This is a genomic window from Desulfosediminicola sp., from assembly GCF_048381775.1.
Taxonomy (GTDB): Bacteria; Desulfobacterota; Desulfobulbia; order Desulfobulbales; family Desulfocapsaceae; genus Desulfopila; species Desulfopila ganghwensis.
This window is the reverse complement of the sequence record NZ_JBLXGE010000005.1, coordinates 170,510-187,210: the sequence shown is the minus strand read 5'-3', so window position 1 is coordinate 187,210 and position 16,701 is coordinate 170,510. Positions and strand designations below refer to the sequence as shown.

The 16,701-nt window shown below is 47.8% G+C and carries 13 protein-coding genes; 8 read left to right on the top strand and 5 right to left on the bottom strand.

What is annotated here, in order from left to right; genetic code table 11:
- The first annotated feature begins 9 nt into the window (after positions 1-9).
- Positions 10-2,037, top strand: coding sequence for an acetyl/propionyl/methylcrotonyl-CoA carboxylase subunit alpha (locus ACN5NT_RS10160; RefSeq protein ID WP_419175354.1), 2,028 nt, complete (start codon positions 10-12; stop codon positions 2,035-2,037).
- A complete protein-coding gene (locus ACN5NT_RS10155) occupies positions 2,024-2,926 on the top strand; it encodes a hydroxymethylglutaryl-CoA lyase (protein ID WP_419175353.1) in 903 nt (300 codons plus the stop codon). Before ACN5NT_RS10160 ends, ACN5NT_RS10155 begins: the two co-directional genes overlap by 14 nt.
- 328 nt (positions 2,927-3,254) lie before the next feature.
- Here the strand turns inward: ACN5NT_RS10155 and ACN5NT_RS10150 are convergent, their stop codons facing one another.
- Complete coding sequence (locus ACN5NT_RS10150; protein ID WP_419175352.1) at positions 3,255-4,175, bottom strand: carbohydrate kinase family protein; 921 nt, start codon at positions 4,173-4,175, stop codon at positions 3,255-3,257.
- Positions 4,176-4,715: 540 nt separating this feature from the next.
- Between ACN5NT_RS10150 and ACN5NT_RS10145 the strand changes: the two genes are divergently transcribed.
- The 3 genes from ACN5NT_RS10145 to ACN5NT_RS10135 all read left to right on the top strand — a co-directional run bounded on the left by ACN5NT_RS10145 (position 4,716) and on the right by ACN5NT_RS10135 (position 9,706).
- On the top strand, positions 4,716-4,886 hold the full coding sequence (locus ACN5NT_RS10145; RefSeq protein ID WP_419175351.1) for a hypothetical protein: 171 nt from the start codon (positions 4,716-4,718) through the stop codon (positions 4,884-4,886).
- A gap of 345 nt (positions 4,887-5,231) precedes the next feature.
- Positions 5,232-6,422 carry an ABC transporter substrate-binding protein gene (locus ACN5NT_RS10140; protein ID WP_419175350.1) on the top strand — a complete coding sequence of 397 codons (1,191 nt, stop codon included), beginning with the start codon at positions 5,232-5,234 and terminating at the stop codon, positions 6,420-6,422.
- A gap of 41 nt (positions 6,423-6,463) precedes the next feature.
- Positions 6,464-9,706 carry an ATP-binding protein gene (locus ACN5NT_RS10135; protein WP_419175349.1) on the top strand — a complete coding sequence of 1,081 codons (3,243 nt, stop codon included), beginning with the start codon at positions 6,464-6,466 and terminating at the stop codon, positions 9,704-9,706.
- Positions 9,707-9,972: 266 nt separating this feature from the next.
- Here the strand turns inward: ACN5NT_RS10135 and ACN5NT_RS10130 are convergent, their stop codons facing one another.
- The gene (locus ACN5NT_RS10130) at positions 9,973-10,839 is read right to left on the bottom strand and encodes an NAD(P)-dependent oxidoreductase (RefSeq protein ID WP_419175348.1); all 867 of its coding nucleotides are present in this window, start codon (positions 10,837-10,839) and stop codon (positions 9,973-9,975) included.
- 348 nt (positions 10,840-11,187) lie between these two features.
- Here ACN5NT_RS10130 and ACN5NT_RS10125 point away from each other — a divergent pair, with 348 nt between their 5' ends.
- Complete coding sequence (locus tag ACN5NT_RS10125; RefSeq protein WP_419175347.1) at positions 11,188-11,364, top strand: hypothetical protein; 177 nt, start codon at positions 11,188-11,190, stop codon at positions 11,362-11,364.
- A 126-nt stretch (positions 11,365-11,490) separates the two neighbouring features.
- On the opposite strand, the gene ACN5NT_RS10120 is transcribed toward ACN5NT_RS10125, so the two are convergent.
- Both ACN5NT_RS10120 and ACN5NT_RS10115 read right to left on the bottom strand, forming a co-directional pair.
- On the bottom strand, positions 11,491-11,622 hold the full coding sequence (locus ACN5NT_RS10120; RefSeq protein ID WP_419175346.1) for a hypothetical protein: 132 nt from the start codon (positions 11,620-11,622) through the stop codon (positions 11,491-11,493).
- 941 nt (positions 11,623-12,563) lie between these two features.
- Positions 12,564-13,556, bottom strand: a complete 993-nt coding sequence (locus tag ACN5NT_RS10115) for an IS30 family transposase (RefSeq protein WP_419175345.1) — start codon at positions 13,554-13,556, stop codon at positions 12,564-12,566.
- A gap of 165 nt (positions 13,557-13,721) precedes the next feature.
- Between ACN5NT_RS10115 and ACN5NT_RS10110 the strand changes: the two genes are divergently transcribed.
- Entirely contained in the window at positions 13,722-13,970 is a 249-nt protein-coding gene (locus ACN5NT_RS10110; RefSeq protein ID WP_167495851.1) for a hypothetical protein, read from the top strand.
- 196 nt (positions 13,971-14,166) lie between these two features.
- On the opposite strand, the gene ACN5NT_RS10105 is transcribed toward ACN5NT_RS10110, so the two are convergent.
- On the bottom strand, positions 14,167-14,778 hold the full coding sequence (locus ACN5NT_RS10105) for a fasciclin domain-containing protein (protein WP_419175344.1): 612 nt from the start codon (positions 14,776-14,778) through the stop codon (positions 14,167-14,169).
- A 1,328-nt stretch (positions 14,779-16,106) separates the two neighbouring features.
- Here ACN5NT_RS10105 and ACN5NT_RS10100 point away from each other — a divergent pair.
- Entirely contained in the window at positions 16,107-16,505 is a 399-nt protein-coding gene (locus tag ACN5NT_RS10100) for a transposase (RefSeq protein WP_419175343.1), read from the top strand.
- The last annotated feature ends 196 nt before the right edge of the window (positions 16,506-16,701 follow it).

Sequence of the window (16,701 nt, the reverse complement as noted above, 5' to 3'; positions counted from 1 at the left end):
TAGGCAGATATGTTCAATAAAATTCTGGTAGCAAACCGAGGTGAAATCGCCTGCAGGATAATCCGCACCGCCAGTAAGCTGGGTATCGCCACGGTTGCGGTCTATTCCGAGGCCGATAGAAATTCCCTGCACACCAGACTGGCGGATGAAGCCTTTTGCCTCGGGCCCCCTCCGGCGGTACAGAGTTACCTGAACATAGGGGCTATTATCGAGGTGGCCATAAAGAGTGATGCCGAGGCAATTCACCCCGGTTACGGTTTCCTCTCAGAGAATCCCGAGTTTGCCCGAAGGTGTGTTGATGCGGGGCTGGTCTTTGTCGGCCCACCTGCTGATGTCATTGAAGCCATGGGTATCAAGAGCAGGGCCAAAGAGCTCATGGAGCGGGCAGGTATTCCGGTTATTCCCGGCGGATATATCAGCGCCATGAGTAAAAGCGAGAGAAGCCAACTGGCCGAATCCATAGGCTACCCGCTGCTGATCAAGGCCGATCTGGGAGGGGGCGGTAAGGGTATCCGGCTGGTGACAGGAGCGCAGGATCTGGAAGAAGCCGTAGCCGCAGCCGGCAGAGAAGCGGCCAGCGCTTTCGGTGATGCCAGTCTGCTGCTTGAAAAACATGTTACCAACGCCCGCCACATAGAGGTTCAGGTTTTTCGCGACAGCCACGGCAACTGTCTGCATCTGTTTGAACGGGATTGCTCCATGCAGCGCAGGCATCAGAAAATAGTCGAGGAAGCTCCCGCACCCGGCCTTGAGGCAAAGGTCAGGGATGGTCTGCATCAGGCGGCGGTAAAAGCAGCTGACTCCATAGGGTATTTGGGGGCGGGAACTGTCGAGTTTCTGGTAAGTAACGACGATCATTTCTTTTTTCTTGAGATCAATACCCGCCTGCAGGTTGAGCATCCTGTCACTGAGATGATTACCGGCCTGGATCTGGTGGAGTGGCAGTTGCTGGTGGCTGCCGGTGAACCATTGCCCCTGCGGCAGCAGGAGGTGCAGTGCAATGGTCACGCGGTCGAAGTGAGGATTTACGCCGAAGACCCGGAGCGGAACTTTATGCCTTCATCTGGGAGGATACGCTATCTTGATGAACCAAGCCCGACGGGTAGCCTTCGAATAGACAGTGGAATAACTATCGATAACCTGATAACTCCCAATTATGATCCAATCCTGGTCAAATTGATCAGCCACGGTCCGAATCGTGATGAAGCGTTGAAAACCCTGGTCGCCGGGATGCGCAGCTATAGACTTGCCGGTTTGACCACCAACCTGAATTTTTTGCAGAGACTGCTGGCAAGCGAAACCTTCAAGGCCGCACAACACACCACCCGGACCATTGACAATGATCTGGAGCAATCTCTTGCCATCGATAGTGTCAATCTCGAGACCGCGGCCCTGGCAGGGCTGTACAGTTTTCTGGAAAACCGGGAAATTCTCAGATCGGCAGTCAGCTCGACACCAGATCCTTTCTCCCCCTGGAGCGGCGGCAGCTGTTTCAGGCTGAACCACGAAAATATCTTTCATTGCAGGCTTGGCAGGGGGGAGGAAATTCTGGAAATTGAAGTGACTGAAGATCCACTGGGTATACAGGTCAAAATCGAGGATACAATTTTCTGTTTTACCGACCTCATGTTGTCGGGGCAGGTGCTTCAATGCAGGCAGGATGGCAGAAATAGAACATTGCACTGTCATCGGGACGGCCATCACCTGACCTTGTTTATAGATGGCAGAACAGAAATATTCGCCACGCTTACTGAAAATGATTGGATTTCTGCACTGTCGGGTGCTGCAGATTCGTTGCGGGCACCGATTCCCGGTAATATTACCGAGATTTTTGTGGCAGATGAAACCGAGGTGAAAAAGGGTGAACCGATTCTTGTAATGGAGGCGATGAAGATGGAGTATGTCATTAGAGCCCCGGCTGATGGCAGAGTGGTTGCTGTGCTCTTTGCCAAAGGCGATTCCGTGCAGGAGCGCCAGCGATTGGCACAATTTGAAGCCTATGCAGAAACTGAGGAGGAATCCGATGAATCTTCCTGAACGGGTGAAGATCGTAGAGGTCTCGCCGAGAGACGGTTTACAGAACGAAGAACTCACGGTGCAGACTTCTGCAAAACTGGAATATATAGATCATCTTGTTGCGGCGGGTTTGCCGGTGGTGGAGGCAACCAGCTGGGTGCCTGCCGATCACATTCCCCAATTGGCAGATCACGCTGAGGTGATCGCAGGCCTGAAATCACAATCTCAACCATCGCAAATGGTGGTGTTGGTGCCAAACTTGTATGGTGCCAGACAGGCGATTGCTGCCGGGGCCGCCTATCTCAGTATTATGGCCTCCGCCTCTGAGCGGTTTTCTGAAAAAAACAATAACTGCACCATTCGTGAGGGGCTGGAGCGGTGTGCCGAGATAGCGAAGTTTGCCAAGTCAGAGGGGGTGCCGGTACGCGGCTATGTATCATGCACCCTTGGTTGCCCGTATGAGGGGGAGGTGGCCCTCTCCAGAGTGGTTGAAGTTACAGGGGAATTATACTCACTGGGGTGTGAGGAAATAGCGCTTTCCGACACCATCGGTGTTGGCACGCCGGGTAAGGTGGAACAGATGATTCGGGCCGTGTGCCGAGAAGTCCCTGTGCATCATCTGGCCGTGCATTTTCATGATAGCTACGGCCAGGCGCTGGCCAATATTTACGCGGCACTGCAACTTGGGGTGCAGACTGTAGACAGCTCTGTGGCCGGGCTTGGCGGCTGTCCCTATGCGCACGGTGCGACCGGGAATGTGGCCACTGAAGATCTGATCTATATGCTGAACGGATTGGGGATTGAGACCGGGGTTGATCTCAGTCAATTGGTTGAGGCGGGGCGCTATATCTGCTGGGTGTTGCAGAAGACCACCAATTCGAAAGTGGCGAGGGTGTTGTTGCAGGAGTGAGTCGTCGCTGGTTTTTAATTGCTATAGCGCACCTGTCGTAAGACCGGTGCGCTATATGGTGATTTGGACAGAGCGGCCCCTGTTAGCCCGGATATTTCACGGGTCTGGCGGATTCATGTGCAAGGCATCAAGGGTGAAGCTGTAGCAATTTACCGCAAGCCCTTGATAACGCCGCACATGAGTCTGTCAGACACGCCCGAAGGGTGAAACGTCAGACTCTGATCACGGGTACAAACTGTACCCTGAAAATAGAGGTGCTGTTAGTTCCAAGTAGCCGATACAACTTAGTAAAATGCCATTGACTCAAACATTTCATGAAATATTCAGGTTAGAAGGTTTGCTCTCTTAGGGCAAACTCTTCTTCGGTAAAACTGTATACCTGGGTTCCGTGCTTTTCCACTGCAAAAGAAGCGCAAATGGAACCAAGTCTGGCACTTTCTGCAAGGTCAAGCCCTTTGGCAAGCCCGAACAGCAACGCACCGCGGAAAGCGTCTCCACAGCCGGTGGGGTCGACAACCTGTGCGGGAGTGGCTGCTGCGATAGCAGTTTCTGTTCCGTTTACAAGCAGTTGGGAGCCGTGCTCTCCGAAAGTGATGATGGTAGCCTGGGGGAGGGCCAGCAACTCCTCACGGGTTTTGTTGGTCTTATTCTTGATCATGTCAAATTCATAATCGTTGACGATGAGCAGAAAAGCATCGGTGATGGCTTCGATCAGGTCCTCGGCCTGGAGTACAGGCAATGCCTGGCCTGGGTCAAAGATGCAGCGAATACCGCGTTCCTTACAGGCACGCGGGTAATTGATCATATCTTCCAGATTGCCGGGTGAAGCGATGACAATGGTGTTTTCACTATCGAGCGCGTCAAAGTCCAGATCTGAAGAATGTTTCATAGCGCCCGGGTTGAATCCGGTAATCTGATTATCCGCCTTGTCGGTGGTAATATACGCACCAGCGGTGAACTCCTCGTCGATCACCTTAATACCACCTGCAGGGATGCGGTTTTCTTCCAGCCATTTGAAATAACGATGGTAATCATGGCCAATGGTAGCGGAGACATGGGCCTGCGTGCCCATAAGTCTCAGGGCGTAGGCAATATTTCCGGCTGTGCCGCCGAAATGCTCTGTTACCCCATCGACCTGGAAGCAGACATTGAGCATGTGGATTTTATCTGGAAGAATGTGGTCGGCAAAGTACTCCGGAAAGGCCATGATCCGGTCATAGGCCATGGAGCCGGAAATGATGATGTTCATGTGATCCTCTATATCTCTTGGGGATAATTGTCTAAAGTGCTGTTTCATTCAAAACCATTACGGCGGGTAGTATAATTTGCAGCCTGCTTTGAGGCAAAGCATTTTTATTTTATCACCTGCGGCACTTCGGCTGGCCACCCTGGATCTACCTGAAAAAATGTAATCATCATTGCAGATGATCTGTCTAAATGACAGGCTTGTAGTGCACGGTAATGAAGTTCGGATGCCCGTGGGTCTGTTGCTTGTCTGCGCGGCGGTTGATCCGCTGCACTGTTGATCCGCACACTTATAATCAAGAACAGCTGATAATTATGGGAGCAGTTGTCGCTTGGGGGTTGGCAGTTTTTTTCTGCTGGTTGCTGTTGTCCTTCTGACTCTGATAAAAAGGAGTCGGGGTGATTTGAAAAATAACCTTGAAGAAGTTACCACGCTTCGAGGGAGCTACGATGAGATGAGCAGTTAACTTGTAAGTATGCCTGTGCTCAACTTAAAGAAAAGACAACGGATCTGGAAGCGTTGCAAAATGAGTTTGATGAAAGGATGGATAAGGTTGTCCAGTCGTCGATTCAGAAAATCGAATATGCAGAGCAGGTGAAAGAAGAGGCCATTCAGGTCGCACAGGATAATCTTGAGGCTGCAACAGAGATCCATGCGTTGTTAAAGGAAAAAGAGGGACTTATTACAAGATTGCAGGAGCAGGTTGCCACCTGACCGTGCTACGTGTCATCAGGCAATCTCAGGTAAGAGATGGATTGCAGCGCTGCGGTGTTTTTTGTGCTCGTTTCGGGCGATCTCTCTCATGCACTAAAGTCAAATTCAGACCTTCCTGACCAGGGAAGGTTTCTGCCTGTTTGTCGTATTTCTGCAAAATATCATTGATATTTTAAGTTTCACATCCGATTTTTTTCATTTCTATTTTCACCGCTACCCTTTACAATCATCTGCAGTTCTTTCGTTACGTCATTCTCCCTGATCCCGGTGATTTGTATCCCGGTGAGACAGAAGGGGGATTTCGAAATAAACGTTACGACAGTCGAATGAGTCGGAGGAGGGTAGATGCTACGCCGAAACGCATGGGTGTTGGTGTGTGTGTTGTTCTACACTGTTGCGCCGCAGTGGTCGCATTTTGCCGCAGCGGCCAACATCGCAGAGACCCCAGCTCAGACCGATCAGACTATCCCTGTTGCCGCTATTTTTTCACGTACCGGTTTTGCCGCGGTTCATAATACCTTGCTTATAGAAGTCACCAAAATGACGGTCGATCAGATCAATCAGCGAGGTGGCGTGTTGGGAAAGCGGCTTGAGTTGCTGCTGCTTGATAACGCTTCAACACCTATAGGTTCGAAAAAGGCCGCACTGAAGGCTGTCGAACTCGGGGCAGTTGCAGTGATCGGTGCCCATTGGAGTTCGCACTCTCTTGCCATGGCTCCGACCTTGCAGAAAGCCGGTATACCTATGATCAGCCCTGGCTCCACACATCCTGAAGTTACCCTTGGCCGGGATTATGTGTTTCGGGCCTGTTTTATGGATGCCATGCAGGGAGAAGCCATGGCGCGCTTTGCGACCAGCAATCTTGGTCTGGAATCAGTGGTGATTCTTAGAAATGTAGATGAGGTGTATTGCACTAAACTGGCCGATTTTTTTCTCTACGCATTTTTAAATCAAGGCGGCGAGGTCCTTTACGATGCCTCCTATCGTGGCTTAGCCACAGATTTTTCCGAGATCATCAGCGAAATATTAGAATTGCAACCTGACGCTGTGTATATACCCGGCTACACCAGGGATACTGCACTGTTTATGAAGCAGGCTCGAAAACAGGGGGTTAAAGCTATCTTTCTGGGTGGTGATGGTTGGGAAATGCTCGAAAGGCTCATTGCCGATGCGGTGGAAGGCAGCTATCAGACCCTTCACTGGCACCCCGACGTACCGTATCGGGTCAATAGTGATTTTAAAAAGTTGTACAAAGAAACCACCGGCAACGAGTTGAAGAGTTTTACCGCTCCTCTTGCTTATGACTCTGTAAATATGTTGGCTACGGCAATTGAGAAGGCGGGTGAGGCTGATCCTGCCAAGATACGTGACGCCCTGGCAACCATGCAGGATTTTGAAGGGGCCACTGGAACATGGTCTTTTGATGAACAGGGAAATCCCAAGGGGAAGAAGATTATAATCGCCACCTATAGAAATGGCGAAATTCAGTTTTTGGATGTCGTAGAGCCTTATGTTGTGCCGGGAGAACTGGAATAAGTTGTTCCCGGGGACTGGATTCTTTTATTGCATGTGAGGATATGAGGAAACTGACAATTTCACTGAGGTTGCCACTTAAGATCAACCTGGCAATGATCTCGACTATGCTGGCTATTGCATTGGTCTTCCTGGCTTTTGTCTATCCGCTTGAGGTGAGAAGAACAAAAGATCAGATCGGGCGAGTTCAAGTATTGCTGGAGACTATATATCAACAGCGAAAAGACGATTTTGCCAATGCCTTCTTCTCAGATCAGCACCTGATAATGGTGCTGACTATTCAGGAGATCAGTAAAACGGTCGAGGAGATAGATAATGTCTGTATTTATCTCGGTGAAGGGGCGGTGCAATATTGCACAGGTAAAAATCAAGGTCCTCCGGCTGAGTTGAGTCGTCTGGCGTCAGGCAGCACTACCGCCTTTATGGAATATGATGTAGATGATCAGCATATGGCGGGTTTTCTCGGTGCGATAGATGTGATTGGTGAACGGGCTGGTTACCTTGCTATCTACTACGATCTCACCGATATCAAGAGTGAAAATTTTCGCCTGATGTTTATCTTCGGAGGGCTGTTTCTATTGGGGCTGGGCGGAGTTATCCTGCTTTTGAACCTGTTCTTGTTCAATTCAATTATCAGGCCTTTAGAATATCTGGGCGAAGGTATTCGGCGGGTGGCAGACGGTGATCTTGGTAAAACTGTCCCCCTGCTGGGCAATGACGAAATCTGCAACATCGGAAAGTCGTTCAATAATATGTCGAGAAGACTGTTAAGCAGCCGTGTAGAGCTTGACCGGCACCAACTGCACCTGGCTGATCTGGTGCGGGATCGTACCGATGAACTGCAGTCGGCAAAGGATCAGGCTGAACAGGCCAGGGAAAAGCTGCGTGAGCAATGGGATCTGCTGATGACGGTTATGGAGACCATTCCCAATCCGCTATTCTATAAAGATCTCAACGGGAGATACGTCGGCTGCAACCTGGCCTTTGAAGAGTTTATGGGGAAGTCCAGAGAGGCCATTATCGGCAAAACAGCGGCTGATATTAACACCACGGGTTATGAGGCGTACACAAGAGCTATGGACCGGGATCTGTATGCGAAAGGCGGAACCCAGAGCTATCAGCGCCATATCATGCGCGGGGACGGAGAGCTTCGGGACGTAACGTTTTCCAAAGCTGCTCTCACAGGGCCGACCGGTGAGGTCATGGGGATCGTTGGCATCATGTCTGATATCACCGAGCTTGTTCGCGCGCGCGAAGAGGCGGAACTTGCCAGCAGGGCCAAGAGTCAGTTTCTGGCTAACATGAGCCACGAAATACGTACGCCTATGAATGGCGTGATCGGTATGACCACTTTGCTGAAAGACACTCATCTCGATGCCAGGCAAAACGTATTTGTAGAAACCATTGAGGCGAGTGGCAACTCTTTGCTGCGGGTTATCAATGACATCCTTGACTATTCCAAGATCGAGGCAGGTAAACTTGATTTGCAAAAAAGAGAGTTTGACCCCCGTGCGCTGGCTGATAGCTGCATAGATCTGTTGCGGATTGATGCAGAACAAAAAAATCTCGAATTAATCTTCGAGGTAAACCCCAATGTGCCTGTTACGGTCATCTCTGACAAAGACCGACTCCAGCAGATTCTGCTCAACCTGGCCGGAAATGCCATCAAGTTTACCGAGCGGGGAGAAGTGGCGGTGGTAGTTGAGATGGTGAGCCGGATTGGTGATGATGCCGTCATCAGCTTTCTGGTCAGGGATACCGGTATCGGCATTGCCGAAGCACAGCAGGAGAAGCTTTTTGAGAGTTTTGCCCAATTGGATGGATCGTATACCCGTAAGTATGGTGGCACCGGGCTTGGTCTGGCAATTTCAAAGCAGCTGGTGGAGTTGCTCGGCGGAAATATCAGCGTTAAAAGTGAGGTTGGTAAAGGCAGTGAATTCAGTTTTATGCTGAAACTGAAGGCGCAGCAGTCAGAGGTACAAAAGGCTGCGGTTTACAGCCTGAATGGACATCGTATTGTGGTCGGTGTGGCAAATGATTCACTGTATTCGATGCTGGCGGGATATTTTTCGGGCCATGGTGCCGAAATTGAGCGATATGTCCCCGGGTCTGGTTCATCATTGAAGGCGGCATCTGATCGGGAAACTCCCGTAGTTCTTTTTATCGAGGCGGAGTTCTATTTTGCTGAAAAGTTCTCGCTGGCGGAGGTTTTTGGGAAAAATGGTGCAAAGGAATTAGACTCTATATTTCTCATAGATTCCGTGAAATCGGTTGAGAGGGAGCTGGATGACCAAATTTCAGGGAAAATGTTCAATCCTGTTAAGCAGGCAGACCTGAAACGTGTTGTGAGGGTGCTGAATGGGAAGGAGCAGGGGCCGGTAGCGGATGCTCCAGAGGCGGTAAACATGGGTGGGAAAAAAGGTGGCTGCAGATTGGACCGAATCCTTCTGGTTGAAGATAACAATATCAATGTTCAGGTGACCGTTGGTATCCTGAATAAAATCGGTTATCGGCATGTTGAAGTTGCAATGAACGGTAAGCAGGCCCTTGAGATGCAGGCGGCAAAAACATATGATCTGGTGCTGATGGATTTATCCATGCCGGAACTGGATGGTTTCGAAACCACCAGAATTATCCGCAACGGCACCCATGGTGTGCTCAACTGTGAAATACCCATAATTGCCTTGACCGCTCATGCGATGCAGGGAGACAGGGAACGATGTATCGCGGCAGGCATGAATGGCTATCTGGTTAAGCCGTTGGATGCAGGGGAACTCGAACACGAGCTTGAAACAGCCTTTCCGGAAATGGTATCGACCCCGGTTGAACAGCAGGCGCAAACCATCCATTCGACAGTTTCGAGAAAAGAACCATTGATTATAAATCATGAGGAACTGTTTACCCGATTGATGGATGACCAGGAACTCATTCAACTGGTATTGCGTGAATCTTTACGGGAACTCCCAAAACAATTGGACGAATTTAAAGTAGTAATGGAAGAGGGAGATGCTGGCCAGATCAGCAAGCAGGCACACAAAATGAAGGGAGCAGCAATGAATTTGGGGGCTGAGCCTCTCTTTCAAATCATGCGAACTATGGAAAAAATGGGTGAAGATGGCGACCTTGCCAGCCTGAGAAGGCTCGCTCCCGTGGCGACAACCGCCACCGGTGAAGCTGTGAATGAGATAGCACGTCTATTAGATCAGCTGCTTGAGCAGGAAGCAGCGGGACCAGACCCGGCTGCTGCTGATCTGCCCGACAAGGAGCAGGAAGAGCTGGTAGCCTAAAAGAGGGTGGATTATGTTCTTTTTTGCATAGTCCTGCTTCGCTCACGCACCGGTCTAGCTCTTTTTTATTGAAAGAGGGTAATGACCTCAGGTGTGTGAACGAAGTGAGACTACGATATCAGCCACATTGCTCCGCGTAATTTTCTGCTGGTGCTTTGCCTATTTGCTTGGTGAAAAGGCAATACCCTAACATGACCGTGGTGATAAAATTCCGGTTGTTACCGCCGAAGGCTTCTTCTTAGGCACAGTTCTGTTCCCAATTGTTGTCAATCTTTCTTGATTACCTTAAAAGATGCAGAGAAGTCATCCTCAGCATACCCTTCCTGCCTGGCTTTTATATAGATGCTGTTAGCGGCACTGGCGGTAAACAGTGGTTGGTCATGCTCGTCACCAAGCAGCAGCGCCAAACGCATATCTTTTTGCATATGTTTCAGCGGAAAGGCCGGACTGAAGTTGCCATTGGCCATCTGGGGACCTTTCAACTGAAACATCGGATTGTTGATAGCTCCCTGGGCCAGCACATCGATAATGTCGCCCATTTCAAGCCCAACCTTATCACCCAGAGCCAAACCTTCACCAAAGGCGGTCATCATCGAACCCATGATCATGTTGATCACCAGCTTCATCTGCGCGCCCTGGCCGATTTGATCGAAATAAAATGATTTTTTACCCATGACATCAAGCGCCGGCTGGGCATCGTCAAAAAGGGCTTTATCGCCGGAACATAAGAAAACCAGGGTGCCGTCTTCGGCTGGCTTTTTACTGCCGGAGACGGGTGCTTCGAGAAAACGTCCGCCTTTATCCTGTATTGCCTTGGCAATTTTGGCTGAAGTCTCCGGATCGACTGTAGATACATCTACATACGATTTACCGGCAGTGATACCTGCCAATACTCCTCCTGCGTCAAAACAGAGCGCTTCTGCCGCTGCCGGATCCGACACCATGGCAAAGGTGATATCAGAGGTAGCAACCACTTCTGCGGGTGTCTGATACTGCACTGCACCCTGACCGACAAGCGGTGCGCACCTCGAACCTGTCCTGTTCCATACATTCACTGAAAAGCGGGCCTTGAGTAAATTCTCGACCATTGCTTTTCCCATAATGCCGATTCCTAGAAAGCCGTAGGTTGTCATGGGTGTATCTCCAAAAGTGTTCATGAAATTATGTGGCGTTCGCGTGGATACTGTTGTGGAATTCCAGATGTATACTTAACAAAATATAGGTTAAGCCATGGTTAAAGATGTGCAATTAGTTTCTTTAACATTTGCTATAAGTTGATGAACGGACTTCTAATCCGTAGGTCGCAGGATCGAATCCTGTCTGGCGTAGCAGATATAACAGCCGCTTAGCGATTTCGCTGGAGGGCTGTTTTTGTTTGAGGTGTGTACAGGGCAACCTTTGGGTAACTTTTGCACGCAATTACCTGTAATGTCGCAGGTAAGTTGAGAAAGTGTTGCAGGGGGGAGGATTTTCGGATCTGGATGAGGTTATTGGCCGAAAGTGGTTGGGACTTGTTCGCGGGCTTGGATGCTTTGGCAGGATTTGAGTTTGAGTTCTTTGGTTTCCTGCCAGGTGAAGCAGGGGATGAGGTATTGTTCGGCTGCTGTCATGAGGGCTTCGAAGAGGTTGGCGATTATGCCTGGCCAGGTTCCTTCTAAGGCTTTCCAGCGGACAGTGTTAGTCTGGATCTGTTTGTAAATACTGTGGTCTGAACCCGGAATTATTACTTCGGTGTAGACCCGTCTGGGTTGCCGCAGTCGCCCAGGCGGGTCTGTCGTTGTTTCTTATGCTACCTTGGCATAAGAAACAATTTTAAACCGTTCAGTTTTGAACTCGAAATACCACATCAACACTTTTGGCAGGGTTAGAATATAGGCATGGACGAGATCACAAGCCTTTACAACGAGGTGCGTCATAGATGCTCCTTCATTAATATTGATGCCAAGAAGAAAATCAGGCTGATTAGTTGCCTTAATTTCCCTCTTGACTGAAGGCCCATTCTATAGTCTAAGAAAGGAGTCTATACCGTTCATTTTGACTCAGAATGAACCGATTAAAAGAGCCGGTTATCAGTGCCACCTGATGATCGGCTTTTTGCGTTTCCGATCAGGCTCTCACTATTTCCGCTTATACACTACATTCATGGTATGCTCAACAACAAAATACCAATATATTGCGTAGTGTTAGGGGCGGTGGAATTGCTATTAATAATGCAAATTTTTTTAATCTGTCTTTAACCATCCTTTAACTACCCTTTAAAAGATTTTAAGCTCTCCCAAGGGGGCCAGGATGAAAAATTTCCCGCATTATTTTTTTTAAGCACCGGAACTAATACTGAGCTAAATATGGAAAGCATAAAACTCAACAGAATAATATGGTGTCTCACCGCGGCCATCAAAAAAGTCATTTTCGCTCTGTCCTGAGTCCAGCACAACAGTTTTATATACACCCTTCAAAAATAGGAATACGATCTTGACTTTATGCTCGCCTTTGGCGACATCAGTACTTAAGGGATGTTGTCTATATTGATAAAAATATGTGAAAAAATCAATAGAATAATGGTTGAAAAAGATCCGTATTTACAGGTGCTTGGTCAGTTAAAAATTGACTGCAGCTTACTATCTTTCACCCCGTTCTCCACAACAGCTTGAAATTACCTAACCTATCGATATGACTTCTGGCAGATAGTACAGCACTATCTGCCAGAATCGCCAGTTCCAAACTAATAGTATTTTATCAGATAGTTGCCCTTTGTCCTTTTCGCTTCATCTTTAGCAACCCAAAAGCTCCACATTCTCTTTTATAAACTCTGGAGCAGCCGCTAGACGCAAAACGGCACCAGCTTAAGAAGGTGAATTCAAATTGCAAGTGCACCACGCACCTCTTTCCAGAACACTTCATATGGAGTCTGGTAATTGAGACATTTACGTGGCCGATGATTTATTCTCTTTACGGCTTTTGCTATTTCAACTTCAGTAATGCTTCGGAAGTCAGATCCTTTAGGAAAATACTGCCGCAATAGCCCATTGGTGTTTTCATTAGCACCACGTTGCCAAGGTGCATGTGGCTTGGCAAAATACACATCGAGACAAGCATTTTTCTCCAGCAGCTTATACTGGGCAAACTCTGTCCCGTTATCAACAGTTAACGTCTTACGTGCTTTGCGGGGAATATGGCTCAATGCATTTGTGGTTTGCTTCGCTAACCTAGCTGCCTGTTTATCTTGTAATTTCGTTGCCACTAAGTACCGACTTTTACGCTCAACTAGCGTGACGATAAGCCCACTGCTTTTTTGCCCTTCCATTGTATCGCCTTCCCAGTCGCCTAGGCGCTGACGGCTTTCTACGATTGGTGGCCTTTGGGTAATGCATTTCCGGTCAGAAAAGCGTCGGCCGGATCCATACCGTTTTTGCCTACGCCGTTTTTTTCGTCCTCTTCTCAGGTTACGGTGGAGTTGTCCACCTGAGTTGGCCTCCAGGTAGATCCAGCGATAGATAGACTCGTGACTGATACGCATCTGCTGATCGTCATGGTAATCAATGCGAATTCGTTGAGAAATTGCCTCAGGAGACCATTGTTTTTGTAGCCTGGTGACAACATACTGCACAAGTCTATAGCGGGTGAACCGTCGATAATGCCTGGCTTTTTTCCGGTTGTGTAGAGCCAGGGCTTGGCCGATGCTGTACCAATAAACAGTGTGAGGGTATGCAACTTTCAGCCTTTGAATCTCTCGACTTATTGTTGTGTGGTGTCGGTGAAGCCGACGACCAATTTCACGTAAACTACAACCAGCCATCTGCAAATGACTGATGACATAGCGTTCGTTTTCAGTAAGATGTGTGTAGGACATAGGAGGGCTCCTTCTGGGATTGAGTTGGTGGTGCTTCTCAATATACCAGAAACCCGCCTGTGTCCTACCTTAGGTCCTTGTGGTGCACTTTGAATATGAATCTACCTTTCATTGTGATGAAAACGTGGTCTGCCCCCAATAAATATACAGGCCCAGGGGGTTGATGTGGATGTTATTGCACAAAAGGTGGCACAACTGTTGGCTATGGATGTGCATGAGGTCTGGCAACCTGGGAAGTATAAAAGGTTGGTAACAGCCCGCAGCTTGCTCTGTTTTTGGGCGGTACGAGAATTGGGAGAGAGCATGGCTTCAATTGGGCGACGACTGGGAATTTCTACTGTTGCAGTAAGTAAGTCTGTTGCCAGAGGTGAAGGAATAGCAAAAATTAATGGGTACTTATTGACTTTAAGTTAATAAGTTCAGGGCGTCCCCACCTCCTCACAATGCGAGCGATTAAATAGGGTCAGAACGACCCTATTTAATCGCTCGATAACAGATTGCTAACCTTCTATATCTCCACCACGACTCGTAGCCGGGTATCGACATAATTATCCACGAAAGATCTCTCTAAGATGATCGAATCTGTTGCCTCTGACCGGCGATTTTGAATTTAGAGTAAATCATCGACAATAACTGTGTCGATGTAATGGATTACACCGTTCCGAGCTTTAATATTTGCCTTAATGATCGTCGTTTCGTAATTTATCTGTACACCAGTAGCGCCAATACCCACTGCAAATACAGACTCATCTGCAACCACAACGCTCCCATTTTCCAGTAGAGCATTTTCAGATGCAGTCCGAAGATTCGCTCTTCTGGGCAGCGAGACATGCTTGAGCAGGATTGCAGCTACTGTACCTGCATCCACACCTGGAGGCAGCAAGCCGGGCAATGCCGCTACGATTTCTTCTATGGTCAGGCCATTCAGGGTTCCCGGTTCCAGGCCAAGCAGCTTCTCGAAGGCTGCGTTACCAGGTGCGAAAAGAACCACATCTCCACGTTTATTTCCGAGAATCTCGGCTAGGCTGAACTCCAGGACTTCCGCTTCGTCAACAACAAGTACGGCGGCCACCACGGCTTGAGCTCCGTCGGTTTGTACTAGTTTATCGAGAATAGTTGCAAATCTTTGATTTCCGTTGGCCATAGCAGTACTTACAGTCATCAAGAAAGCAAGAGCCAGTGCCACTAGGTATATGGAGCGTTTTATTATTAGAAATTTCATTGTATTTTTCTCCATTGGTGGTGATAAGCAATCGATTTTGAATAAAAAAGGCAAAAAGATACAAAACAGGTATTAAAATCGCCTTTCAAAAGTCATGAGCCACAGACAAACGTCGAAGGTACCGTACAAGCATATCTGTCACTTGATTGTCAAAACATAAATAATTTCGGCATAAACTGCCAGTTAGCCTGTCATAAAGCCGCCAAACAATTCGTTCCAAACTTCCTTATGTACCAACAAGAAAACTTCTTTTCATTTAACCTGTCACCCTCCTATCCACCTATATTTAACGAAAAACAACCGTACCACTTTTACTAAAGCAGTTCGGCCAATTATATAGCCTCGTATTTTTCGGCCCCTTTCTTCCGGCAGGTTTGGCTTTATCGCGTGGCAAAGATAATAAAAATTATTATCTAAAGTAATCACAAAAACTAAACGAAAGTCAATACAGCAACGTATTGATGCCATTATTACACGAGGTAAAAAACATGAATAAACTTTCTCGAATTAAGTTAAAATATTAAATATTTACAATTTCTTGTGCTTCGAAAGCAATATATTAAATTTTCTTAAAATCAATACATATTCGGTTGAAACAAATAAGATTATTTAAAAAGAACGAAATAGGTTCTAATTTTTTTTTGCCATCGTCCCTGCGGGAGTTTCGAATTGCCGCCATGTTATTAAAAACACAACTATTCTGGCCTGTCCCTTATATTTATGCTTCGAGAACTTGATCTTCGGTCAATTAAACTGAACCTACCACAGTAATTTAGTTAGTTCTGAAACACCGGCAATAGCTATAAAAAAAACGTGAGATAAAGCCTATCATGGAAAGTTGGTATTTTCCTTAAAAGTCCCTTTTTGCCTATGAAAAGGACACTCTAAGCTTCAAAAACACCTATTTTCTCGAAATAAAGCCTGAATTTGTAATTTATTGGCGTGGTCCGACCCCGAATTGGCGAATTGAGATCTACATTTTATCCGGGGTGGTTGACGAAGCGTGTCTCTGGTGAAACCGTTATGGGTGGTTTCTCCTGATGATTGGGGACGCTCTTAACTTCTTAACTTGACGAACTTTGTTATGACGGATAGCATGTCGTTATGCCTAGAAAATCTCGTATAGACTTTCCTGATGCGTTGCATCATATCATTGTTCGACGAATCGAGCGTCGACCAATCTTTCGAGACAACAAAGATCGCTATAATTTTATCGATCGCTTGGGTAAAATCTTGCTTAAGAGTAATACAAGATGCTTTGCCTGGGCGTTAATCCCCAACCACTCCACCTACTCCTGTGTACAGGGAGTTCTTCGATTTCCTCAATAATGAGTCGGTTGCTTACCGGGCATGCCATTTATTTCAACCGCCGGCATCGTCGCCACGGTCATTTGTTTCAGAATCGATACAAATCCATCCTTTGCCAGGAAGACACCTATTTGCTGGAACTTGTCCGTTATATCCATTTGAGTCCTTTACGATCAAAGCTTGTTAAGGATATGGATCAGTTAGTCCAATATCCCTTTTCGGGTCATGCGATTATAATGGGAAGTTACGAGCAGCCCTGGCAGGATAACCAAACAGTATTGACCTATTTCGGCAACCATCTCAAAAAGGCCAGAAGTGCCCGCCGAACCTTTGCAGCCAAAGTAGCTGATCAAGGGCGGCGAGATGAACTTATCGGTGGTTGGCTGATTCGCAGCTCCGTAGGTTGCGCTGGGGTATAGATTATACGCGAAGCAGAGCTGCATGCTCCAAGCGATGAACGCATCTTAGGTGACAATGATTTTGTAACTCAAATTCTTTCCAAACGCGCTGAGGTTGTAGAACGTCGCACTCGGTTACGGGCTAAGGGAGTTGATGTGGATGTTATTGCTCAAAAGGTGGCACAACTGTTGGTTATGGATGTGCATGAGGTCTGGA